We start from the raw sequence: 23,706 nt of genomic DNA, 5'->3' as shown, positions 1-23,706 counted from the left end.
CGAAGTCCAAAATTACACCCGAAAACGACTTATGTCGAGGGCACGAACAAATAGACATCCGAATTATCGGCGTCTTCCCATTTCAATATTTACAGGGGCGGCGGCGATTCGTCAAGTAATCGGCGAGGATTCGCCGGGGCCCGGTCGCAGTGGACCGGACCCCGGACGGATCAGCCGATGCCGAGGTTCGCGGCCAGTGCCGTCGCCGTCGCCGGATACCGGTCGAGCAGGTCGGCGACCGCGGTATCGGCGGCCGCGGGTGGCTCCTGCCAGACCGGATCGTGGCCGAACAGCACCGCCAACGCGTCGCACGCGGCCGGATGCGCGGCGAGCAGGTCGGTGGCGGGGCCGCGAGGTGCCGAGGTCAGCGGCGCGGTCGGCGCGGCCGCCATCTCGGACCACGGCGGCACCCAACCGTCCACCGCGGGCAGCGCGCCCGGGAAGGTGCGGCCCGCCTCCCGGACCAGCGCCGGCATCACCTCGCCCACCTGTTTGCGCAGCGTGGTGATCAGTGTGGGCAGCCACGGCAGCAGCACTCGATCGGGCAGTCGACCGAAGGCTTTCGACAGCAGTTCCACCACGAAGGGTTGCAGCGCCGGGGCCGGATCGATCGCGTGCACGAAACCGGTGAGGTAGCGCGGGAACGACGGCAGCACCAGGGGATTGACCAGCATGTCGTCGCAGCGCTCGCGCAGCTCGGCCAGCGGGAGCAGCCCGAGTTGGAAACGCGCCGCCCACAGCAGCGCCACCTTGTCGGGGGCCTCCGGATGGGATTGCAGTACGGCCAGTTCCAGCTGGGTGTGGTCACAGCCCAGCGACAGGGCGAGGCTTTCCATCCCGAACAGGAAGCCGAGCATGGCCGCCACCTGACCCGCGCCGCTGTCGTCGGCGGCGAAGGCCGTCGGCAACAGCGTGCAGTAGTGCGCGTAGCCCACGGTCACGAAACGCTCGCACCATTCCGGCATGCCCGCTGCCGACGAGCGGAAGTGGTTGATCAGCAGTCGGATTCGGCGCAGCACCGCGGGTGCGTCGTCCACCGTGCGTTCGGCGGCGAGCAATTCCACCGCGCGGGAGCCGATCTCGTCGGCCAACCGCGCCGAGCCCAGATACACCAGGGCGTCTTCGACAGCGGCCAGGGCCGCCGCCGCCGTGGCGTCCGGGTCGTCGACTGCCCGGCGCAGGCGCTGTTCGAAGACCTGCTCGACGGTGACGCCCTCGTAGCCGAGTTCCACCAGGGAGCGCTGATACTTGCCGAGCCCCAGATCCCAGCTCTCTTGCACAGCCTGCTCGCCCAGACCGCGCGAGCCCATGATGGGCCGGACGGCGTCGGCGGGAATCAGCTTGCGCAGCAGCCACAGCAGATCCGAGCACGGCCGCAGGTGCGGGTCGGCGCGCAGGTCCAGCAGTGCCCGTTGCAGGGTGCGCTTGGACAGGTCCAGCCCCAGGGGCGCCAGCCGATCGAGCACGTCGCGGGCCAGCGGCGGCAGCGCCGAATAGCCGACCTGCCCGATCCGATCCCCGCCGAGCAGGATCTCGCACAGCCGCCGCACATCGCGGCGGCCGGGCACGGTGTCCTTCTCGATGCAGGTGATGGCGGCGTCCTGGAAGTCGTACGGCGTCGGACGCGTCCGATTGCGCAGGCCCGCCAAGAGAATGGCGTGTTCGAAGATGGCGATGGCGTCGGCGGTGCTGGCCAGGTAACCATTGCGGCGAGCCAGCCGGACGATATCGACCGACCACTCGAGCAGTTCGGATTCGTCCAGCGGGTCCAGGGCCGGTGCGCTGGTCAGGAAGCCGGACAGGTGATCCGCGACGGCCGCGGCCGGTGTCGCGACGGGCAGCGTCTTCTTCCCGGCGCGACCCCGCGACCCCGGTTGCCCCGCCAGCCGGAACGCCTGCGTCTTGGCGCGCCGCAAACCCTTCGCCCAGGTGGCGGCGGCGATGGAGACCGCGCCGCCGGCCAGCCCGAACTGCTCCTCGATGGCGGAGTGGCTGGAGGGGATGAGCCCGTAATGCCAGGTGGTGGCCGTGCGCGGGGAGATCTCGTACGGCGCGGTGGAATCCGATCCGAACTGCTCCACCCGGCTGGCGGCGTGGGCCGCGCCGCAGATGTACAGGGCGCGTTCGGGGTCGGCACCGGTGGCGGCGAGATGTTCGCGCATGCGCGTCCACATGTACCGCTCGCGGTTCTCGTCCACCTCGGTACTGCCGCGCCGCAACCGCCGGAACAGGCTGCCGATCATCACCATGACCTGCCGGTAGGTGTCGTAGTCGGCGTCGGCGAGAGGCTGTTCGACGTACTGGTCCCACCACTCCGACCAGTGCCGCACCTTGCCGTGGTGCAGCAGGTACTGCTCCAACTCGGCGAAACGCGGCCGCATATCGCCGATGTCGATGCCGACGGCTTCGCCGTGCAGGCCGTTGTCGGACTCCGGGGTGTCGGCGTCCGCCGTGGCATCGTCCTCGGTCGGCGACCACTGGAAGACGTGATCGGTGGACCGGTCCACCAGCACCAGCTCGACGCCCGGAGTGTCGAGCGCGTACGCGATGGCCTGATATTCGGCCGACGATTCGGTAATGGGGGCGACGATCGAGAGCGGGGACCAGGAGGCCGGGAAACCGTCGACCGCACTGGCGAACGCCTGCAATGCCACCGGCAGCCGACAGTTGCGCAGCTCGTCCAGCAGCGGCCGCAGATCCTCGCACAGCTCCATGTAGATGACGGTGGGCTGCTTCTCACGCAGGCGACGCACCATGGCCAGTCCGGAGGCGGGCGAATGGTGGCAGACCGGGAAGATCTCCAGCCGCTCCGACAGCGCCCGGTCGACATCGTCGACCATGCCCGCCAGAATGTCGCCCGCCGCACCGGGATCACCGGCGAACGCGGCGGCCGCGTCCGCCAGCTGCTCCCGCAGCGCGCCGAACACCGAAGTCGCCGAACGGGTTTCGGAGGTGGTCACGACAGCCTCGCGATCGCCGCCCGGCCGCCCTCGAGGAACTCGCCCCAGGACCCGCCCTGATCCTTGCTGCGTGGCTCGACCACGCCGTGCAGGTACTTGTTCAGAATGGCGAGATCCTCCGGCGCACGCCGCGCCAGCGAACCGACCAGGGAACCGGCGAGGGTTTCGGCGCGCAATTCCCGCTCGCCGAAGAACTGGCTGTGCAGAATCGCGTCCTCGAGCACGCCGATCTGCTCGGCGGTCGACAGCGCCGATTCCAGCTTGTCGTCATCGCTGGTGGCCGCCGCGGCGGCGGCGCGCAGATCGGCGAAGCTCTCCAGCAGGATATCCAGCAGCGTCGGCGGCAGTTCCAGCTCGATCCGATGGCGGCGCAACAGTTCCTGGGTGCGGAACCGCACGATCTCGGCCTCGCTGCGCTTGTTCGACACCACCGGGATGCGCACGAAATTGAAGCGCCGCTTGAGCGCCGAGGACAGATCGTTCACACCGCGGTCACGGCTGTTGGCGGTGGCGATGATGGAGAACCCGGGCTGGGCGAACACCACATTGTCGTCGTCGAGTTCGGGAATGGAGACGTACTTCTCCGACAGGATGGAAATGAGCGCGTCCTGCACATCGCTGGTGGAACGGGTCAGCTCCTCGAACCGGCCGATCACGCCCCGCTCCATGGCGGTCATGATCGGCGAGGGGATCATGGATTCCCGCGACTGGCCCTTGGCGATGACCATGGAGATATTCCACGAGTATTTGATGTGGTCCTCGGTGGTGCCCGCGGTGCCCTGCACCACCAGGGTGGAGTTGCGGCTGATGGCCGCGGACAGCAGTTCGGCCAGCCAGCTCTTGCCGGTACCCGGATCGCCGATGAGCAGCAGGCCACGATCGGAGGCCAGGGTGACGATGCTGCGTTCGACGAAACTGCGGTCGCCGAACCACTTCTGCTCGACGGTGCGATCCAGGCCGTCGGCGCGTTCGGAGCCGAGAATGAACAGCCGCACCATTTTCGGGCTCAGCCGCCAGGCGAAGGGCTTGGGACCGTCGTCGATGGACTCCAGCCAATCCAGCTCCTCGGCGTACTTGACTTCGGCGGGAGCGCGCAGGACGTCGGACATGATGGTCTCCTAGTCGAGAAAGTTCTTGAGTTCGTTGACAAGTTTTTGAATGCGTCCCGAAATCACCGGGGTACCGAGGGTTTTGAACCGTTCGCGGAACCACGGATTGACGCTCTGCTGGCCGGAACTGTTGACCGAACCCACCGGGATGAGCTTCACCCCGGAGCGGTGCACCGCCGCCATGGCATCGAACAGCGGTTGCGACCGGTCGAACTCGTAGAAGTCCGAAATCCACACCAGCACGGTGTTCTTCGGATCGGTGATCTTGGGCTGCGCCATGGCCATCGCGACCGGGCCGTCGTTGCCGCCGCCGAGGTTGGTGCGCAGCAGCACCTCGAACGGGTCGTGCACCCACGGCGTGAGATCCAGCGCCCGGGTGTCGTAGGCGATCAGGTGCACGTCCACCTTGGGCAGGCCCGCGAAGATGGACGCCAGAATGGTGCAGTTGACCATGGAATCGGTCATGGATCCCGACTGGTCGACCACCACGATCATGCGGGCGGGCACGGTGCGTTTGGCCGTCTGCCGGTAGAACAGCCGGTCCACGTAGAGGCGTTCGTCGCGCGGGTTCCAGTTGGGCAGGTTCTTCCAGATGGTGCGGTCGATATCGAGATTGCGCAGGATGCGCTTGGGCGGCACCGACCGGTCGACGGTGCCCGCGCTGCTCTGCCGCACCTGGGTGCGCAGCACCTCCGCGACCTCGTCCACGTAGCGTCGGATCAGGGCCTTGGCATTGGCCAGCGCGACACCGGACAGATTGTGCTTGTCCCGCAACAGCTGTTCGACCAGCGACATACTCGGGGTGAGCTGGGCGGCCAGCTTCGGGTCGGCCAGCACCTCGCGCAGCCGCATCCGGGAGACCAGATCGCCCTCCAGTTCGGCGAGCACACCGCGCACCTCCCCGGCGCGCTGTTCGCCGAGGCCGCGGCGCAGCCAGTTGGCGTCGCTCTGCCAGCCGGACAGCTGATCGGCGCTCACCGCACCGCAGCCGGTGGCGAAGATGTTCAGCAGGAGCTTGGATACCAGCGCGGCGGTGCGCACATCGGTGCCGCCGATCGCCGCCGGCTCCTCGGTTTCGGCCTCGGTTTCGGCCGCGGCGCGCTCGGCCGTGAGATCGAGTGCCGCGAATTCCGCGGCGAGCTCCGGAAAGCGCTGGACGACAGTGTCTATGGAGACGCCGGGGTCGAGGACCGCCAGTGGCAGCCCGATATCCTCGACGATGCTCGCACTCGCGGATTCCAGGGTGGGCTGCGGATCGCCCCCGAAGACGCCCGACAGCAGCCGCCAGTACAGAATCTGGCGGCGGGTCTCATGATCGGTCATTTCCGCAGCAACCGTCCCGCCCGCTCACGCAGCACCAGCACCGCGTCACCCGATTTCGCCTGTGCCTTGGCCACCTTGGGGTCGGTGGGGCCGCAGGCCCAGTCACCGTTGTGCAGGGCGACGACGGTGGACTTGACCTTGCGCCGCACCGCCAGCGGGCGCAGGCTCCAGCGTCCGCCGTCCCAGCGCAGCAATCCGAGGCAGGCGAACGAACCCGATACCGCGGCCGGGGTGAGCGGTCCGCACGACGGCAGCCGGTCCAGTTCGAGCGGCAACCGCAGGCCGCCCAATTCCATTGCGCCGTCCTTGATGCGGTAGCCCTCGAGCAACACCGGTTCGGCGATGTGCACCGGATCGCGGTCCAGCGGGGCGGTGGGCGCGGCGAGCGCATCGGTCAGCTGCACGCTCGCGGTGGCGAAGGGGTCGGCCGGATCGCCGACGCTCGCCCGCCCGTCCCGCCACACCAGATCACCACTCGCGGTGAGCGGCATATCGGTCACCGTCAGGGCGCGGTGTTCGGCCAGTGCCGTGAGCAGGCGCGGGTGCGCGCCCAGCAGTTGCCAGACCGCCGGTCCGACAATGGTGTCCACCTTGGCGGCCGCCACACTCACCCGCACCGTGCGCGAAGGTGCGCCCGGTGCTTCCAGGATGGCGTGCACCTGCGCCTGAACGGCGGTGCCGTGTTCGTGCACATCCACGCCGAGCGGCAACAGGCGGCCCGAAGCGGTTTCCGACGCAGCGGTTTCCGGCACAGTGGCTTCCGGTACAAGAGTGTCCGCGGTGCGCCAGGTCAGCAACAGGGCGCGCGTCCACAGGTCGGCCCAGCGCCGCACGGGCAGCGCGTCCATGGTCGCGATCGGGGCCGAGGCGCTCAGCTCGGCGGTGAGCCCGTCGAGCAGGACGGCCAGCCGACGCTGCCCCGGCTCGGCGAGCAGCCCCTCCACCGTGCGATCGGCCGCCGTCACCAGGTCGTGGTCCACCCCGCGCCAGCCCGCGATGGCCACCTCGCCCAGCCAGGAGCGGCAACCGACGGCCAGCGGATGCGGATCGGCGGCGGTCACCGCGGGCTGCACCCAGTCGGCCCGGGTTCGGCCCAGCGCGGTGTCGAGCCGCTCCAGCAGGGCGTCGTGCACGGCACCGAGCAGGGCGGCGCGCGCCGCCGCCAGCGCGGCCAGCTGATGCTGGCCGATCGACCCGGTCCCGGTCGCGGTGACGGCTTCGGCCACCGGAGCCGCCAGCGGTGATCCGGCCACCGCGCCCGCCAATGCCTGGAGCGCCATGGTCTGCCGGTCGTCCACGCGGGCGAAACCGTTCACCAGTGCGGCGTCGAATCCGGCCACCACCTCCTGGGCAACCGCTATCTCCTCGGGCGACGCGCCCAGCAGTTCTTCCCAGCGCACCGACATCAGCGGCTCACCCCCGCCGCCGGAAACCACTGGAGTTCGGGAATCGGCGAATTGCTGCCCGGCAGTTCCAGATACGACAGATGCCGCAGGAACCGGCTGAAGACCGGGTCCGCCGGGGCCGGATCGCGAGTCCCGTCGAGCGCGTCGGCCAGCCGTGCCCCCTCGGGCACCTCCACCCGCAGGTAGCGGGCGACGCGCTGCTGCCCGTACTGGAGCACCGCCTCGGCGATGAGCGCGTCCAGGTGTTTGCAGGTCCAGTTCCCGGACAGGCCGCCGCAGGGCCGATTGTTGTTGGTGCTACAGCTGAATCCGTGCGTCCCGGCCGTCACCGACGCCACGTACACCCGGGCGATATCGGAACCGCTGGACACCACACCCTGTAGCCGCCCCTCCGCCAGTTCGACGAACGGCACCTTCGCCAGCTTGCGCGGCGCGACGGCGGGCAGCACTCGCACAATCGACATGCTTGTCGAATTTTCTTGTGCGGCTTCATCATTCGAATTCGAGACCATCACTTTGCCTCCCACTTGGTCGCGATGGGCATGAAGCTATGCCATGCCACCGACAGGTTCCCGACGGGACGTTCGCGGGTCCGGCACTGGCTACAGTCGGGTCTATGGCGGATGACGAGATGCTGGTGGTAGGGACGGCGTACGACCGGGTCGCGGAACTGTACGCGGCCACGTTCGAGCACGCGCTGCGGGATATGCCCTTCGACCGCGCCCTGCTGGGCGTGTTCGCGGAACTGGCATCGGATCCGGTCCTCGATCTGGGCTGCGGCCCCGGGCGGCTCACCGGCCATCTGCGCGATCTCGGCCTGGACGTCTCCGGTATCGACCTCTCGCCGGAGATGATCCGGCTGGCCCGCGCCGCCCACCCCGGCCTCCGCTTCGAGGAGGGCTCCATGGAGGCCCTCGACCTACCCGACACCTCCCTGGGCGGCATTCTCGCCTGGTACTCGACGATTCACACCCACCCGCGGCGGCTGCCACTCGCATTCGCCGAGATCGCGCGGGTGCTCCGCCCGGATGGTGTTGCGCTCTTCGGGTTTCAGGCCACCGAACGCGGATATGAGGCATACGACCACAGGGTCACGACTGCCTACCGCTGGGCCCCGGACGCCCTCGCCGAGGTGCTGGCCCCGCACGGCCTGCACACCGTCTTCCGGATGGTCCGCGAACCCCAGGAGAACGAACGCGGCGCACAGGGCTGCCTGCTGGCGGTGCGGCGCTGACCGTGGCCTACCGGTGATTGTCGGTGCGCGCTTCTAGAGTCGACGCATGAACGACAGCAGCTCTCCGGTCCGGGGTCGGTACGACGCCGTCATCGTCGGGGGCGGCCACAACGGCCTCGTCGCGGCGGGTTATCTGGCGCGGGCGGGTCGGTCGGTGCTGATGCTGGAACGGCAGGCGCACACCGGTGGCGCGGCGGTGTCGGAGCGGGTGTTCGCCGGGGTGGACGCGCGGCTGTCACGGTTCTCGTATCTGGTGAGCCTGTTGCCCGCGAAGATCATTCGGGACCTCGGGGTGCGGTTCGAGACGCGCAAACGGCGGATCTCGTCGTATACGCCGGTGGGGGACGGCGGGCTGCTCGTGGACGGGGGATCGGCGGGGGCCACGCGGGCGAGTTTCGCCCGGGTCACCGGATCGGAACGGGAGTTCGACGCCTGGCAGCGGTTCTACGCCGAGATGGGGGAGTTGGCGCGGCGGGTGTTTCCGACGTTCACCGAACAACTGCCGACACGGACGGAGCTACGCGGCATCGTGGCCGACGACGCGATGTGGGAGGCGATCTTCGAGCGGCCGCTCGGCGAACTCGTGGAACGGACCTTCACCGACGATACGGTGCGCGGGGTGGTGCTCACCGATGCGCTGATCGGGACGTTCAGCCATGCGCACGACGCGACGCTGGCACAGAACCGGTGCTTCCTCTACCACGTGATCGGTGGCGGGACCGGGGATTGGGATGTGCCGGTCGGCGGCATGGGGGCCCTGACCGACGCGCTCGCGACGGTCGCGCGGACGGCGGGGGCGGAGATCGTCACCGGCCGCGCCGTGACCGGGATCGATACCGACGGCCGCACCGCGGAGGTGCGATTCGACGGCGGCGCGGTGGGAGCCGACCGCGTGCTGGTCAATGCCGCACCGTATGAGCTGGGGCGACTGCTGGGCGAGCCGCGCGCCAAACCCGAAGGCGCGCAGCTGAAGATCAATATGCTGCTGCGGCGGCTACCGGCGCTGCGGGATCCGGCGGTCGATCCGCGCGACGCCTTCGCGGGCACCTTCCATGTGGGGGAGGCGGCCACGCAACTGGAACGCGCCTACCGGGAGGCGGCGACGGGACGGCTGCCCGCCGAGCCGCCGTCGGAGATCTACTGCCATACGCTCACCGATCCGTCGATCCTGTCACCCGATCTGGCCGCGCAGGGGGTGCACACCCTGACTCTGTTCGGATTGCACACGCCCGCGCGGCTTTTCGACGAGGATCCGGAGGGCGCGAAGTCGGAGCTGGTGGCCGCCACCCTCGCGCGACTGGATTCGGTGCTGGCGGAACCCATTCGCGACTGCCTGGCCCTGGACGCGGACGGCCGCCCCTGCCTGGAGGCCAAGTCACCGCTCGACCTGGAGCACGAGATCGGGATGCCCGGCGGGCACATCTTCCACGGTGATCTGGAATTCCCCTATCGCGCCGACGATTCCGACGACAGCCCGGCCACCCGCTGGGGTGTGGCCACCGGGCACCGCAATGTGTACCTGTGCGGCGCGGGCGCGGTACGCGGCGGCGGGGTGAGTGGTATCGGCGGCCACAACGCGGCCATGGCGGTCCTCGACGAGCCCTGACCGCGGCGGCGGTGATGATGCGGCTCCGGCGGCAATGTGGTTACGACCGGGATTCGCCAGCACGGGGATGCGGCCACGACCGGGATTCGGCTACACGGTGTCTCGGCTACAACGGTGTTCAGCTACGACGGTGTTCAGCTACGACGGACGCCGATACCCGTCGGCGGACTGGCCGATCACATCGGAACAGCAGCGGATGAAATACCGCACCACGGGATCGGTTTCGGAGGCGTCCGGCCACACCACCGCGACCCGGGTCGGCCCGATGCCGTGCACCGGCCGGAACACCACCCCGGGCCGGGCGTGGGTGTGCGAGGTGGACGCGGGGGTGAAGCTGACCCCGTAGCCGCTCGCGATGGCGGTCAGCCACTCGTCGGTATTGCGGGCGATGGCCCCGACGATGGCGGTATCGCGAGGCCGGGCGTCCAACCCCATCCAGTAGTCGCGCCACCACCCGGTATCCGCGGGCGAGGCCACGTAGGGCTCGTCCCACAGCTCCCGGAAGGCGATGTCCTCGCGCTCGGCCAACGGATGGTCCTCCGGCAGCGCGATCCAGCGGGGTTCGGTGAACAGTTCCCGGACGTGGTACTCGTCCTGCCCCGGGAACGGCAGCCGCAGGATGGCGACGTCGACATCGCCGTCGTCGAGTCCGGCGGTCGGATCGGTCCACCCGCCCTGCCGCAGATCGACCTCCCAGTCCGGATGCAGCCGGTGGAAGACCCGGATGATCTCGGGGATATGCCCATCGGCGGCGCTGGGCACCGCGCCGAGGCGCAGCACGCAGGCGGTGCGGCTGGCGTCGCTCTTGGTCTCGCGCAGAATGCGGTCCCACCCGGCCAGTAATCCCGGCACCTGTTTTGCCAGCACCTTGCCGGGCGCGGTGAGCGTCATCCCCGCCCGGGACCGGATGAACAGTTCCACTCCCAGCTGGTTTTCCAGCTGTTTTATCTGTGTGGCCAGCGCGGGCTGCGCGACATGCAGTCGCTGCGCGGCCCGCGCCAAATTCTCGGTTTCCGCGACCGCCATGAAGTAACGCAGCAGTCGCGTATCGATGTCCACGCCACAAGGTTACGAACGCATGTACCCGTAGGCATATCCCGGCGTCCGCCGCAGCGGCCGGAGTTCGTGATGCTATTCGTGATTCCGGCGCTGTCGCGGTGCCCGATTCACCCGAAACTGGGGCGGGTGACGGTGGGAGCGCCGACCCGGTAGGTGGACAGGATGACGCCGTTGTCGAGCGCGGTGGTCTCGACCGCCTCCAGGGTGGCCTCGGCATCGACATCGGTCCACAGCCGGTCGCCCTTGCCGAGCAGCACGGGGTAGACGACCAGGCGGTATTCGTCCACCAGACCGTTCGCTTCGAGGAAGTGGACCAGCTTGGAGCTACCGAAGACCAGCAGATTCTGCTCTCCGCGCAGCTTGGCGATGGAGTCGGCCAGATCGCCCTCGATGCGGTGCCCGTTCCATTCCAGGTCGGACCGGGAGCTCGCCACGTGCTTGGGCATGGCGTTCATCTTGTCCTTGTACTCACCCTCCTCCGGGTGGTTCGGCCAGGCCGCGGCGAACGCCTCGTGCGTGACGCGCCCGAGCAGCAGCGCGTCGGCCTCCCGCATTTCGGCGCTCTTGTAGTCGGCGATGTCGTCGTTCCAGAACGGCACGGTCCAGGCCGGATTCTCGATAACGCCGTCCAGCGAAACGAATTCGGCGACAACGATCTTGCCCATGATTCTTCTCACTCTCGGTGTGGGTTCTTCCGCCTCGGCATGGCCGAGCGGGCTCGAACATGCAGACGGAAAGACCCGCGAGAACTCATCGGCGCCCGCCGCCGGAGATTCGCCCACGGGCTAGGAACCCGGGGTCGGTGAGCCACCGCAGCCAGTGCGGGGCCAGCAGTTCGGCGAATTCGTCGTATCCGGCCGCACCCGGATGCGCCCCGTCCCCGGCGGCGACCTCCGCCATCCACACCCGGTTGTCCCGCAGGGGTTGATGCGCCCGCACGTACGGGACGCCGACCGCGTCGCAGTGCGCCGCGAAGCGCTCGTCCAGGGCGGCGATGCGGTCGGTGTGCGCGGCATCGGCGATAGGCGGCGGCGCGACCACCAGGACGGGCCACTCCCGGGCGCGCGCGACCTCGAGCACGGCCGCCAGATTCGCCACCGATTCGTCGAGCGGGACGCGTGGCCACCCGTGCTCGTGCATGGTGTCGTTCACACCGGTCGACAGCACCAGGCGGGCGTCGCAGCCCGTCGGTAGCCGCGGTTCGCATTCGGTGAGCCAGCGGGCGCGCAACTGGGTGGAGGTCTCCCGGCGCACGCCGAGGTTGTAGTGGGTGAGCGGTTGCCCGGCCGCGATGGCCCGCACCGCCAGGCGGCCCGCCCAGCCCAGGCAGCGTTGGTCGCCGACCCCCGCGACGAACGATTCACCGACGAAACACACGCGAAGATCCTCGAGCACGCCGACGATACTTCCAGGTGCGCCTGGAGGTTGCTCGGCCGTATCGGACGCATCGGGGCGGACACGCCGGACACACTGGGAGATGGGCTCGTCCCGCTGGACCGGCGCGACGGGTTACCGTAGCCGGCGAGTAGGTGTGCGGGTTCGTCCGTTCACCTGCCCGCCAGACACCGAGCCGACCATGGGACCGAGGCAGTTCCCACGATCCGAAAGCGCCGATAGGACATGCGAGTCGACGGACGGGAGATCCCCGTCGCCGGCAGCCTGCTGCAGCCACGGCTCCGGCGTACCAGCGACATCCTGCGGGTGGTGCTGTCGACGCTGCTGGTCGCCGTCGTCATCGTGGGCTCGCTCATCACCCGGCCGCAGTGGGAGGCGCTGGAGCGCTCGCTGTCCGAGATCATCGGCTTCCTGACGCCGGAGCAGTCCAACGCGGTCTACATCGTGTACGGCTTCGCGATCCTGGCGCTGCCGTTCGCCATCTTCCTGCGCCTGATCTGGCGGCGGCAGTGGAAACTGCTGGGCGGGTATCTGTCCGCGGGCCTGATCGCCCTGCTGGCCTTCTCCTTCACCGGAACCGGATTCGCCGCCCCCACCTGGCATCTGTCGGAACCGCAGCAGGTCAACACCTTCCTGTCGCAGTTCCTCGACGATCCGCGCTGGATCGCCATGCTGGCCGCCACGCTGACGGTCGCCAGCCCGTGGCTGCCCGTCCGCGCCCGCCGGTGGTGGTGGACGCTGCTGCTGGCCTTCGTGCCGATTCACCTGGTGGTGAGCCTGGTGGTGCCCGCGCGCGCCCTGCTCGGCCTGGCCATCGGCTGGTTCGTGGGCGCGGTGATCGTGCTCGTGGTCGGCACGCCCGCGCTGGAGGTGCCGCTGGACGCCGCGGTGCGGGTGCTCGCCCGGCGCGGATACCAGGTGAACGCCTTCACGGTGCTGCGGCCGGGCGGACGGGGGCCGTTGGTGCTCTCGGCCAGCACCACGCCGCGAGCGGGAACCAGCCCGGCCGCCACGCCCGGGATGGCGGCGGTCATCGCCTCCGGGTCGGTATCGGTGCGCGGTTCGACACGCAAGACGGCGCGCGCCGCCGGCGGCGGTGTCACCACGGCCGTCGCCACCGCGAACCAGACGGCCGCGGATACGACATCCACACCGGACGGACTCGCCGCCGCGCGGGACCAGGCGGACTCCGGTGCCGCCGCGCTCGATGCCATGCGGCACACGCCCGCCGAGGACGAGCTGATCGTGGAGCTCTACGGGGCCAATCAGCGCAGCCGCAGCGCATTGCAGGCGCTGCGGCGGTGGCTGACCATCCGCAGCGGCGAGTACCCGGCGCTGTTCGCCTCCATGCGGCGGGCGGTGGAGCACCGGGCGCTCATGGGCATCGCCATCGGAGATCTCGGCCTGGGCAGCAACAAACCGCTCACCGTGGCGGCGCTGGATCGCGGCTGGATGCTGTACGCGCACACCGTGGCCGCCGGGGAGCCGCTGGCCGACACGCACGGCGAACAGCTGGCCGATGTGTGGCGGGCGCTGGACACCATGCACAAGGCGCAGATCTCGCACGGTGAACTGCGCGCCGAGGATGTGCGGGTGGCGGGCGGCGACGTGTTGTTCGGCGGCTTCACCCAATCCGAATTCGGGGCGTACGAGGCGCGGTTCCAGTCGGATGTGGCGCAGCTGCTGGTCACCACGGCCGATGTGTTCGGCGCGGAGACGGCCGTGCGGACGGCCCTCGAGGTGCTGGGCACGCAGCGGGTGCTGACCGCGTCGCGACGGCTCACCAAGGTCGCCATTCCGGTGCAGGTGCGCAAGTCGGTGCCGGACTTCAAGGAGGTGCTGAAGGCCACCCGCGATCAAGTGGCGCACCAGACCGGGCAGGACCGCATCGAGGCCGCGCAGATCACCCGGTTCTCCCGCAATCAGATCATCCAGCTGGTGCTGCTCATCGGCCTGGTGTACGTGGCCTACCCGTATATCAGCGCGGTGCCGACCTTCACCTCCGAACTCAGCAGCGCCAACTGGTGGTGGGCGCTGCTCGGCCTGCTCGTCTCGGTGCTCAAGTACATCGGCGCGGCCATGGCGCTGTGGGCGTGTGCCGGGGCCGCGGTGAACCTCCGCAATCTCATGCTCATGCAGGTGGCGAACACCTTCGCCGCCACCACGACCCCGGCGGGTGTGGGTGGTCTGGCGCTGAGCGTGCGGTTCCTGCAGAGGAGCGGGTTGGGCGCGGTGCGGGCCACGGCCGCGGTGGCCATGCAGCAGTCGGTGCAGGTTGTCACGCACATCGTGCTGCTCATCTTCTTCAGTGTGGCGGCGGGCGTTTCGGCGGATCTGTCGCACATCTTCCCCAATGCCACGGTGCTGTACCTGGTGGGCGGTGTGCTGCTCGGCCTGCTGGGCGTGTCCATCTTCCTGCCCACCGTGCGGCGGTGGCTGCGCACCGAGGTGCGACCGCAGCTGGCCGAGGTGGTGAGTTCGCTGCGCGAGCTGGCGCGCAGCCCGCTGCGGCTGGTCATGATCGTGGGCGGGTGCGCGGCGACCACGCTGGGCGCGGCGCTGGCGCTGTGGACGAGTATCGAAGCCTTCGGCGGCAGTACGACTTTCGTGACGGTCACGGTGGTGACCATGATCGGCGGCACGCTCGCCTCGGCCGCGCCGACACCCGGCGGTGTGGGTGCGGTGGAGGCGGCGCTCATCGGCGGTCTGGCGGCGTTCGGCGTGCCCGCGAGTATCGCGGTGCCGTCGGTGCTGCTCTACCGGGTGCTCACCTGCTGGCTGCCGGTGTTCGTCGGCTGGCCGATCATGCGGTGGCTCACCGCGAACGACATGATCTGAGCGCGGCTCAGCGGCGGGTGGCGTGCACGTTCTCGAGCACCTGCTCGCTGGAAAGACAACCGGCCGTGGTCAATTCGAGATCGGACAGCGAGGCGGCGTGGGCCTCGGCCGTCGCGGCGGCAACGCAGTCGGCCACGGGATGCACGTAGAAGCCGAGATCCGTACCGTGCCTGGCGGTCTGCTCGACCGTGAGGTTGGTGGCGACGCCGGTGACGAGCAGGGTGTCGATGCCGCGGGCGGCGAGCCAGTCCGGCAGGGCGCTGCCCGCCAGACCGGACAGCTTCTGATTGTCGAAGACCGCACCCGCGCGGGCCTGCTCCGACATTTCCGGAATGATCTGCGTGCCTGGAGAATTCGGGCGGAACTCGGTCTGCGCGGCGGCGACCGAACGCATGAATCCGGTATTGCGCACCAAAGCGCCCTCGCCGACCGGAATGGTGAAGCGGGTGAACACGACCGGAAGTCCCGCCGCGGCGACCGCACCGTGGAACTCGACCGCCCGGTCAACCACCCCGCTCTCCGCGACCGGTTCCGCCAGCATGGGACCGAAGAACCCTTCGGGCCGAATCACATTCACCTGCCAATGCAGAGCGAGCACCGCGGTGCGCTCCGGTTCGAGCATCATGACCCCATGGTGCGCCATGCAGGGGCCGCGGCGCGCCGGAATGGCGGTACAGCGCGCCGCGGCGGCACTCAGCTACCCGAGTGATCGGTATCTGAGAAGTCCTTGCGCAGTGCGACTTTGACGACCTTGCCGCTGGCGTTGCGGGGCAGCTCCGGCACGATCACCAGATCCTTGGGGTGCTTGTAGCGGGCCAGGTTCTCGTTGAGGAAGGGCTCGAGCTCCGCCAGGGTCAGGTCGGTGCCCGGCAGCAGCGCGACCACCGCCACCGGCACCTCGCCCCACTTCTCGTGCGGGCGGCCGATCACCGCCGCCTCACGGACCTTGGGGTGGGCGAACAGCACGTTCTCCACCTCCGCGCAGTAGATGTTCTCGCCGCCGGAGATGATCATGTCCTTCTTGCGGTCCACCACCCAGACGAAGCCCTCCTCGTCCTGCTTCACCAGGTCACCGGAGTGGAACCAGCCGCCCGCGAACGCCTCCGCGGTGGCCTCGGGCTTGTTCCAGTAGCCCTGCATGAGAGTCGGTCCGCGATAGACGATCTCACCGACCTCGCCGGGAGCCACATCGTTCATCTCGTCGTCGACCACGCGGGCCTGGATGGTGGGGATGGGCTTGCCGACCGAGCCGAGTTTGCGCAGCGCGTCCCTGCCCTCCAGCACACAGGTGATGGGTGACATCTCGGTCTGGCCGAACACCGCTACGTTGAACGCCTCCGGGAAGCGGTCCGCCATGGCCCGCAGCACCGTGTCGGAGGCCGGGGCCGCGCCCCAGCACAGCGAGCGCAGCGCGAGCTTGCGCTGCTCGATCGTCGGGTCCTCGCAGATCATCTGCCACTGGGCGGGGACGCAGAAGGCGGTGGTGGCCTGCTCGGCCTCCACGGCGTCGAGCCACTGACCGGCGTCGAAAGCGCCCAGCGGGTGCAGGATCGTCTTGCCGCCCAACAGGAAATACGGGGTCAGCGATCCCAGGCCCGCGATGTGGAACAGCGGGGAGGTGCAGAAGCCGATGGAGTCCTCGGTGATCTCCATGGCCCGGATGCAGGTGAGCCCCTGCGCGGTCATGTTCGCGTGGGTGAGCACCGCGCCCTTGGGGCTGCCGGTGGTGCCCGAGGTGTACATGATCAGGCAGGGCGTGTCCTCCGGAATGTCCAGCGGCGCATGCGGTTCGCCCGGCTCGGCGATGAAGTCTTCGTAGCCGATCGCGCCGTCGCCGGTCTGCCCGTTGATGACCACGCAGGTCTCCAGCGCGGGCGCTTGGCCGACCATGGCGGTGGCGAGCGGTTGCAGCGGCGCGTCGGTGACGATGGCCTTCGCGCCGGAATCACCCACGATGTAGGCCACCTCGGGCGGAGTGAGGCGGAAGTTCACCGGCACCGCGATGGCTCCGAGGGCGTTGATGCCCATCACGGCCTCGATGTACTCGGTGTAGTTGAGCGCCAGGATGAGCACGCGATCGCCGAACCCGACCCCTCGACGGGCGAGCGCGTCGGCGAACTTCTCCGAACGCTCGTGCAACTGCCGCCACGTGGTGTCCACGCCCTGGAAACGGAAGGCCACCCGGTCGGGCCGCATGGCCGCATGGGTCGCGATCTGGTTGACCCAGTGGTTGCGCCGCGACCGAAGGGGCTCGTCGAGCGGCTGGATGCCGGCGGTCATGCTGCTTCCTCTCACACGGGGAGTGAATAGTCGAGAGAATAGCAACTAACTTTTCGGCGTGACAAGGGTTACAGAGAAGGTTCTGCCGAAATTTTCTCATTCGATCATTTAGCAGCTCAAGACCATAATTTCTGGCCACACCAGGCGCTGACGAGCGACTGTTTATCCACAGGCTCGCCGCAGATCGCTATTTCAGAGTGCAAACGATCGCTCACATGAGGGTTGTCCACCCATATGCAACTATGCGACTATCGGGCCAGTCCGGGCGTGCGTGCGACCCGCGAGAGGCTAGGAGGACAGCGTGACGCTGCGTACCAGGTTCACCGAGGAGTTCGGGGTCGAGCACCCGATCGTGCAGGGCGGCATGATGTGGGTCGGCCGCGCCGAACTCGCCGCCGCGGTGTCGGAAGCCGGTGGTCTCGGCATCATCACCGCGCTCACCCAGCCCACCCCGGACGATCTGCTGGCCGAGATCGAGAAGGCGCGGTCGCTGACCGACAAGCCCTTCGGCGTCAACGTCACCATCCTGCCGTCCATCAACCCGCCGCCGTACCAGGACTACGTCAAGGCCATCATCGAGTCCGGCGTGAAGATCGTCGAGACCGCGGGCAGCAATCCGGAACCCTTCCTGCCCTACTACAAGGAAGCCGGAATCAAGGTGCTGCACAAGTGCACCAGCGTGCGGCACGCCCTCAAGGCGCAGAAGATCGGCGTCGACGGCGTGAGCATCGACGGCTTCGAATGCGCCGGTCACCCGGGTGAGGACGATGTGCCCGGCCTGATCCTGATTCCGGCCGCCACCCAGGTACTGGACATTCCGGTCATCGCCTCCGGCGGTATCGCCGACGCCCGCGGCCTGGTGGCCGCGCTGGCGCTGGGCGCGGACGGCGTGAATATGGGCACCCGTTTCATGTGCACCCAGGAGTCGGCCATTCACCAGACGGTGAAGGAGCAGATCGTGGCGCACAGCGAGCGCGACACCCAGCTCATCTTCCGCACCATGCACAACACCGCGCGCGTGGCGAACAACGAGATCAGCCGCAAGGTCGTCGAGATCGAGAAGTCCGGCGGCAAGTTCGAGGATGTGCGCGATCTCGTCGCCGGTGCGCGCGGACGGCGCGTCTTCGAAGAGGGCGACCTGGACGCGGGCATTTGGTCGGCCGGTCAGGTGCAGGGTCTGATCAATGACATTCCGACCTGCGCGGAACTGGTGTCGCGCATGGTCACCGAGGCGGAGTCGATCATCAACTCCCGCCTGGCGAGCATGATGAGCTGATTCACCCGACCGGACAACCGATGTCGCGGCCTGCCGGGTGACCCCGGGGACGACATCGGGTCGGCACTCGACCGCCGGGCACCGGTACCCGGCGGTCGACGACGTTCGGCGGGCGCTAGGGATGTCAGGCGCGGGCGGCGCAGGCGTCGTAGTCGTGGGAGGCGATGATCTCGATGCCCTCGGGCAGGGCGTGCAGGCGCTGAATAGTACGGAAGGCGGCGTCGCGGTCGGCGTCGAAGAGTTGGCCGGGCATGGGGGCCTTCTCGCGAATCAGGCGCACCTGCACCCGATTCCACACGGCGTCGCCCGCGAGCAGGACGCGGGTGCCGTCGGCCACGGCCAGCAGGACGCCGACGCTGCCCGGGGTGTGACCCGCGAGGTCGACCAGGACGACCGCGCCGTCGCCGAACAGGTCGTGGCTGCGCGGGAAGGTCAGCACCGGGGGGCCGTCCAGTTCCAGGCTGCCGACGGCGCGGTCGTGCAGGGGTGCGCGCACCACGCCGATGGGGGCGTGCTCGCCGTGCATGGCCCAGTCGTATTCGACGGCGGGCAGCCGTAATTCGACCGAGTCGGGCAGTTCCAGCAGACCCGACACGTGATCCCAGTGCAGGTGGGTGGCCAGCACGAAATCGACATCGGCACCGGAGAGATCGCGGGCGGCCAGGGCGTCGCGCAGGCCGAGTACCGGCTTCTCCGGGGCGACCAGCAGCGGCACCGGAAACGGCAGACCGGGAATGACACGCTCGTGCACATTCGCGCACAGCGCGGGATCGACCAGGAATCTGGCGCGCGGATGCTCGATCAGGAACGCGCCCATGGCCATGGGCAGCTCGCGCAGGCTGCGCACCCCCTCCGCCACGATGATCTCCGGGGCCGCCATCCGACCCTGGATGAGTGCGCGCAGCGTGACCGTGGCGCGCGGGGTGGCCGGATCGGCTACCTCGAGTCCGGCCAGGAAGTCGGCGTCCGGTCGGCGGGGCCGCAGCAGTCGCGCCGGGGTGGCGGCGAGCGCGGTGCAGCAGCGCGCCAGGGTGCCGAGAGTGGACGGGCGACCGGCGGTGACGTCGAGGTTCACCGCGCCAGGCTATGCGATCCCGACTCGGGCGGGGAAGGCTCACGGTGTGGAGACATGCGGGGAAGGCTCGCTGCGCGGGGACATTTAGTGCCGACCGGTCGGGTCGGCACGCCGACGGGACTTTCGGAGCGAGGTGTGTGCTCGGCATAATCGCGGGGGGTACCTCGGCGGCCGGGACCGCCGGACGCGGGAGGGAATTCCTGTGCGGGAGAGTACGACAGCATCGGCCGGAACCACCGTGCGGCACCGGCACGCACGCGGCACAGCCGTGCCCGACTCGGCCGTGTCCGACTCGGCCGTGCCCGACTCGGCCGTGCCTGACACAGCTGTACACGACTCGGCCGTGCGCAAGTCAGCCGAACACCACACAGCCATGCACGATTCGGCCGCACACGACACAGCCGCACACGAGTCAGCCGAACACCACACAGCCATGCACGATTCGGCCGCACACGACACAGCCGTGCACGAGTCAGCCGCACACGACACAGCCGCACACAAGTCAGCCCCACGCGATTCCGGGCGCACCGGACCCGCACGACCACGGTGCGGCGCGCCATGAATGGGGGTGGTGCGCCGGATCAGCCAGCGCCGGTATCGGATCAGCCAGCGCCGGCGACCCTTCCGGCGGTCTGCGTGGTCGGCCTCGCCCGCGGCTCGGTGAGCTGGGCGGACTGCGGAGCCGCGCAGGTGAGAGGCGACAGTCCGGCAGTCGGGGTCGGTGTACCGACGGTTGGATTCGGCCGTCCGGCACTGGAACCCGGCGGCCCGGCAGCAGGTCCCGGCGGCCCGACAGCGGAACCCGGCAAGCCGACAGCAGGTCCCAGCGGCCCGACAGCGGAACCCGGCCATCCGACAGCGGAACCCGGTCATGCGGGAGTGCACCTCGGCCATGCGGGAGTGGACCTCGGGCACGCGGCGCTGAGTTCCGGTTCTCCGGCCCGGTTCGATTACCCGTGGTTCGGGTTGACCGCGGCGGATGCCGCGAGGTTGGCGGCCTGGCAGTGTGCCGGGATCGAGTTGGCCGTCGCGGCACTGGACGAGTCCGGTCTGGGTTACGTGGCGCGCGGATCGAATGCGGCGGTGGTGTTCGGGGCAGCGGGACACCGGCCGCGCGGCGCGGACAATCTCGCCAACCGGCTGTCGCGGGCACTCGGGTTGCGCGGTCCCAGCCTGATATTGGACAGCGAGCCCTCCGCGGCGGCCGCCGCAGTGGATACCGCGGCACGGTTGCTGGCCGACCCGGCCGTGCCCTTCGTCATCGCTGGCGGCGTGGATCTACCGCTGACGCTCGACGTTTCGAGCGCGCACGGAGAAACCGACTGGAATGGCAGCGAATTCACCGTGGTCGTCATGCAGCGGGTGGCCGATGCCACGCTCAGCGGCATCCGGATGCACGCCGAGCTCACCGATATCATCGGATTTTCCGACGGCGCGGGTGAGGCGCGCATTCCGCTCGATCCGAACAGCGCGCACGCGCACAACGATCGGTTGGCGCGGTCGGACCGCGGCGACGAACCGCCGGTATTTATCGCACTGAGCGGCCGTGATGCCCTGGAGGTACACGAGACGGCGCTGTACTGGGCGCAGCAGCTCGGTACGTACCGCTCGCTGCGGGAATTCGCCGCCGCCACCGGGCGATTGCTGCCGGGACCGGTGCGGGCGGCGATCCTCGGGCGGGACACCGACGATGCCGCCGCGCAACTGCGCTCACTGGCCGACCGGATCGCGGCGACCCGGCAGCCGGTCTCGGCGGCGGAACGCGCTCGACAGGCTGAACGAATCGGGCAGGCCGAGCAGGTCCGTCCGGCCGCGCGGACCGCTCGAGCGGCGCGAGCTCAGCAGGAGCGAGGCGGACAGGACGGGTATCCCTTGCGGACCGGGCAGCCCGGGCACGGTGAACGGAACGGCCGCTCCGGATCGCCGAGGGAGACACGGCAATCGGCACTGACGCGGCCGGTCGAGCCGCATCAGCACACGCAGCAGCCGGCACACGTGCCTCGTCCCCATCCCGGCGAGTGCATCCAGACGTTCGGGCAGGCACCGCAGGGCGAGTGCCGGACCGGGCCGGGTTGTCGGACGGAGGCGACCCCGGCGGCGGTGATCGAGGTATTCGGGCCGACCACCGTCGGTGCCGGTGGCGGGCTGCTACTTCTGTGTTCCGGTGCGCGCGAACCGTATCCGGGTATGGGGCGCGGCATGGCGGCCCGGTATCCCGTGTTCGCGCGGGCGCTCATGGCGGCCACCGATGCCGTGGCGGCGGCGGGCGGGCCGCGGGTGTGGACGCCGCGGTTCGGTTTCGGAAACGGCACGGGCGGCGGAGAATTCGCGCAGGCGGCGACCTTCGTCTATCAGGTGGCCATGGCGGAACTGCTGGCCCGGTGGGGAGTTCGGCCCGATGCGGTGGTCGGCTATGGCACGGGCGAGATGGCGGCGGCCGCCGTCGGCGGAGCGCTGTCGCTCGCGGACGCGGCGCGTGTGGTGGTGGCGCACAGTCGGATGGCCGCGCGGGCCGACTATGCCGCCACGGCCGTCCTGGAGGCCACCGCCGTCGAGGCCATGCGGCTGGTGGAACCCATGCGGGCCGCCGTCGCGGTGGCGGCCATCGACAGTCCCCGGTCGGTCACGGTATCCGGGGAGGCGCGCTATATCGACGCACTGGTGCGCCGCGCCCATCGCCGCACCATATCCGCGCAGCGCCTGACCGACCACAACGGCGGCTGGCATCCGGCGGTGCCGAGCCCGCGCAGCCGGGAACTGGCCCCGCTGCTGGTCGACGAACTCGCCGGAATAACGCCCCGGGTGCCCACCGTCGCGCTCTATTCGACGACCCGCGCCGGTGCCGCACTGTCCGCCGAGATGGACGCCGCCTACTGGGGCGAGCACGCCCGCGGTCCCGTCAACCTCACCGCCGCCCTGGAACACGCCGCCGCCGCGGGCATGTCGACAATCCTGGAGATCGCGCCGCACCCCACGCTGACCGCCACCGTCCGGGAACACGCCACTTTCCGCGACTCCACCCACCCGGTCGCCGCCCGCGCCGACGAACCCGCCACCTTCCTGCGCGCCCTCGCCCACCTGCACCTGGAAGGCCGCCCCCTCGACTGGACCGCCCTCGGCCCCTTCACCGCCCCACCCCCACCCCGCCACTGGCGACACCCCCACCCCACGCCACACCAGCCCACCACCCACGACACCGGTGCGCACGCCGTCTCCACCACATCGGACGACCGGCGAGGCTCATGCACTGCCGCACCACGGACCCCGGCCACCACTCCGGATGGCGAGCCATTCGCCGACACGCGACACCAGCCGACCACAACGCCGGGCAACCGGCTGCGTCCGAACCCCACCGCGCCCAAGCGGCCGAGCACAGCTCCAGCCGACGAGCCGCACTCCGTCGCACAACGGCAATCGGCGGCCGCAGTAAACGACCGGCGGCATCGTGGCACTTCCGTGTCACAGCATCCGGAGATCGTGCCTGGCGACCGCCCGCACCCGAGCATGGCCGAGCCACAGCAACGGGTGGCCGCACCAGGTGACGAGCGACGGGTCGTCGGTACCGGGGCGGGCACGGCGGGGGAAGGCTCGTCGCATCACCCGGTCCGGTGGGCGGACTGTGACAGGCCCGGTGTGGTGGATGGTCCGGTGTGGGATGCCGAGGTGCGGGCGGAGAGTACGTATGTGGTGACCGGGGGTCTCGGGCCGGCGGGGGTGCGGGCGGTGTGCTGGCTGTTGGCGGCGGGGGCGAGCGATGTGGTGCTGTTGGCGCGGGAGCCGCGCGCGCTGCCGCCGCCGTTGGACGGGTGGGAGGATCGAATCGTGCTGGTGCGCTGCGATATCGCGGACCGCGACGACCTCGCGCAGGTACTGCACGATCTGCGGGAGTGCGGGCCGCCGATTCGCGGGGTGGTGCACACCGGGGCGGGGTGGACCGGGGCGGCCGCGAATGTGCTGGAACTGACGGCCGCCGATGCTCCCGACTTCACGGTGCTGGTGGCCGTGGCGGACGGGGCGCGGGGGGACTTGGATGGGCTGGCCGCCGCCCACGGATATCGGCGGGTGGTGCGGGTCGATTGGGAGGATGCCGACCACCGCGTGTCGGACGACCACGCGAAGGGCACGCGGGGATGATGACCGCATGG

At 69.5% G+C, this 23,706-nt stretch carries 16 protein-coding genes; 5 read left to right on the top strand and 11 right to left on the bottom strand.

Translation table 11 applies throughout. From position 1 onward, the window contains the following. Positions 1-170: 170 nt before the first annotated feature. The 5 genes from QJS31_RS19035 to QJS31_RS19015 are packed head-to-tail and all read right to left on the bottom strand — an operon-like array spanning position 171 to position 7,262. Positions 171-2,960 carry a DUF5682 family protein gene (locus QJS31_RS19035; RefSeq protein WP_306357288.1) on the bottom strand — a complete coding sequence of 930 codons (2,790 nt, stop codon included), beginning with the start codon at positions 2,958-2,960 and terminating at the stop codon, positions 171-173. Then, complete coding sequence (locus tag QJS31_RS19030) at positions 2,957-4,069, bottom strand: AAA family ATPase (RefSeq protein WP_282784974.1); 1,113 nt, start codon at positions 4,067-4,069, stop codon at positions 2,957-2,959. The genes QJS31_RS19035 and QJS31_RS19030 overlap by 4 nt, the downstream gene beginning before the upstream one ends. Positions 4,070-4,078: 9 nt before the next feature. After that, on the bottom strand, positions 4,079-5,392 hold the full coding sequence (locus tag QJS31_RS19025) for a VWA domain-containing protein (protein WP_282784976.1): 1,314 nt from the start codon (positions 5,390-5,392) through the stop codon (positions 4,079-4,081). Further along, on the bottom strand, positions 5,389-6,798 hold the full coding sequence (locus QJS31_RS19020) for a hypothetical protein (RefSeq protein WP_306357287.1): 1,410 nt from the start codon (positions 6,796-6,798) through the stop codon (positions 5,389-5,391). Before QJS31_RS19020 ends, QJS31_RS19025 begins: the two co-directional genes overlap by 4 nt. After that, positions 6,798-7,262 (bottom strand): hypothetical protein, encoded by a 465-nt coding sequence (locus QJS31_RS19015; protein WP_306357286.1) that lies wholly within the window; start codon positions 7,260-7,262, stop codon positions 6,798-6,800. Before QJS31_RS19015 ends, QJS31_RS19020 begins: the two co-directional genes overlap by 1 nt. Before the next feature lie 152 nt (positions 7,263-7,414). On the opposite strand from QJS31_RS19015, the gene QJS31_RS19010 reads away from it, so the two are divergent. Both QJS31_RS19010 and QJS31_RS19005 read left to right on the top strand, forming a co-directional pair. Next, positions 7,415-8,032: a class I SAM-dependent methyltransferase gene (locus tag QJS31_RS19010; protein ID WP_282782691.1), complete on the top strand. Its 618-nt coding sequence runs from the start codon at positions 7,415-7,417 to the stop codon at positions 8,030-8,032. Positions 8,033-8,078: 46 nt separating this feature from the next. After that, on the top strand, positions 8,079-9,638 hold the full coding sequence (locus QJS31_RS19005) for an NAD(P)/FAD-dependent oxidoreductase (protein WP_282782689.1): 1,560 nt from the start codon (positions 8,079-8,081) through the stop codon (positions 9,636-9,638). A 138-nt stretch (positions 9,639-9,776) separates the two neighbouring features. Here QJS31_RS19005 and QJS31_RS19000 read toward each other — a convergent pair whose 3' ends face one another. The 3 genes from QJS31_RS19000 to QJS31_RS18990 form a co-directional block, all read right to left on the bottom strand. After that, positions 9,777-10,697 carry a LysR family transcriptional regulator gene (locus QJS31_RS19000; RefSeq protein WP_039807933.1) on the bottom strand — a complete coding sequence of 307 codons (921 nt, stop codon included), beginning with the start codon at positions 10,695-10,697 and terminating at the stop codon, positions 9,777-9,779. 107 nt (positions 10,698-10,804) lie between these two features. Then, on the bottom strand, positions 10,805-11,362 hold the full coding sequence (locus tag QJS31_RS18995; protein WP_282782686.1) for a dihydrofolate reductase family protein: 558 nt from the start codon (positions 11,360-11,362) through the stop codon (positions 10,805-10,807). Positions 11,363-11,447: 85 nt separating this feature from the next. Further along, a complete protein-coding gene (locus QJS31_RS18990; RefSeq protein ID WP_282782684.1) occupies positions 11,448-12,074 on the bottom strand; it encodes a GDSL-type esterase/lipase family protein in 627 nt (208 codons plus the stop codon). A gap of 243 nt (positions 12,075-12,317) precedes the next feature. Here QJS31_RS18990 and QJS31_RS18985 point away from each other — a divergent pair, with 243 nt between their 5' ends. Then, positions 12,318-14,930 (top strand): lysylphosphatidylglycerol synthase transmembrane domain-containing protein, encoded by a 2,613-nt coding sequence (locus tag QJS31_RS18985; protein WP_306357285.1) that lies wholly within the window; start codon positions 12,318-12,320, stop codon positions 14,928-14,930. A 7-nt stretch (positions 14,931-14,937) separates the two neighbouring features. Here the strand turns inward: QJS31_RS18985 and QJS31_RS18980 are convergent, their stop codons facing one another. After that, on the bottom strand, positions 14,938-15,555 hold the full coding sequence (locus tag QJS31_RS18980) for a cysteine hydrolase (RefSeq protein WP_306357284.1): 618 nt from the start codon (positions 15,553-15,555) through the stop codon (positions 14,938-14,940). Between the two features lie 68 nt (positions 15,556-15,623). Next, positions 15,624-17,210 (bottom strand): fatty-acid--CoA ligase FadD5, encoded by a 1,587-nt coding sequence (fadD5, locus tag QJS31_RS18975; RefSeq protein WP_306357283.1) that lies wholly within the window; start codon positions 17,208-17,210, stop codon positions 15,624-15,626. A 307-nt stretch (positions 17,211-17,517) separates the two neighbouring features. On the opposite strand from fadD5, the gene QJS31_RS18970 reads away from it, so the two are divergent. Further along, complete coding sequence (locus QJS31_RS18970; RefSeq protein WP_282782694.1) at positions 17,518-18,486, top strand: nitronate monooxygenase family protein; 969 nt, start codon at positions 17,518-17,520, stop codon at positions 18,484-18,486. 124 nt (positions 18,487-18,610) lie between these two features. Here QJS31_RS18970 and QJS31_RS18965 read toward each other — a convergent pair whose 3' ends face one another. Continuing rightward, a complete protein-coding gene (locus tag QJS31_RS18965; RefSeq protein WP_306357282.1) occupies positions 18,611-19,561 on the bottom strand; it encodes an MBL fold metallo-hydrolase in 951 nt (316 codons plus the stop codon). Between the two features lie 900 nt (positions 19,562-20,461). Between QJS31_RS18965 and QJS31_RS18960 the strand changes: the two genes are divergently transcribed. Next, complete coding sequence (locus QJS31_RS18960; RefSeq protein ID WP_306357281.1) at positions 20,462-23,695, top strand: acyltransferase domain-containing protein; 3,234 nt, start codon at positions 20,462-20,464, stop codon at positions 23,693-23,695. Positions 23,696-23,706 lie beyond the last annotated feature (11 nt).

Source organism: Nocardia sp. CC213A, from assembly GCF_030766805.1.
In the GTDB taxonomy this organism is placed as follows: domain Bacteria; phylum Actinomycetota; class Actinomycetes; order Mycobacteriales; family Mycobacteriaceae; genus Nocardia; species Nocardia otitidiscaviarum.
This window is presented reverse-complemented; position numbering and strand designations above follow the sequence as displayed.

Coding starts and splice junctions, on each gene's coding strand:
- QJS31_RS19030 (WP_282784974.1), bottom strand. CDS start 4,069: ATGTCCGACGTCCTGCGCGCTCCCGCCGAAGTCAAGTACGCCGAGGAG.
- QJS31_RS19025 (WP_282784976.1), bottom strand. CDS start 5,392: ATGACCGATCATGAGACCCGCCGCCAGATTCTGTACTGGCGGCTGCTG.
- QJS31_RS19020 (WP_306357287.1), bottom strand. CDS start 6,798: ATGTCGGTGCGCTGGGAAGAACTGCTGGGCGCGTCGCCCGAGGAGATA.
- QJS31_RS19015 (WP_306357286.1), bottom strand. CDS start 7,262: ATGTCGATTGTGCGAGTGCTGCCCGCCGTCGCGCCGCGCAAGCTGGCG.
- QJS31_RS19010 (WP_282782691.1), top strand. CDS start 7,415: ATGGCGGATGACGAGATGCTGGTGGTAGGGACGGCGTACGACCGGGTC.
- QJS31_RS19005 (WP_282782689.1), top strand. CDS start 8,079: ATGAACGACAGCAGCTCTCCGGTCCGGGGTCGGTACGACGCCGTCATC.
- QJS31_RS18995 (WP_282782686.1), bottom strand. CDS start 11,362: ATGGGCAAGATCGTTGTCGCCGAATTCGTTTCGCTGGACGGCGTTATC.
- QJS31_RS18985 (WP_306357285.1), top strand. CDS start 12,318: ATGCGAGTCGACGGACGGGAGATCCCCGTCGCCGGCAGCCTGCTGCAG.
- QJS31_RS18980 (WP_306357284.1), bottom strand. CDS start 15,555: ATGATGCTCGAACCGGAGCGCACCGCGGTGCTCGCTCTGCATTGGCAG.
- fadD5 (WP_306357283.1), bottom strand. CDS start 17,210: ATGACCGCCGGCATCCAGCCGCTCGACGAGCCCCTTCGGTCGCGGCGC.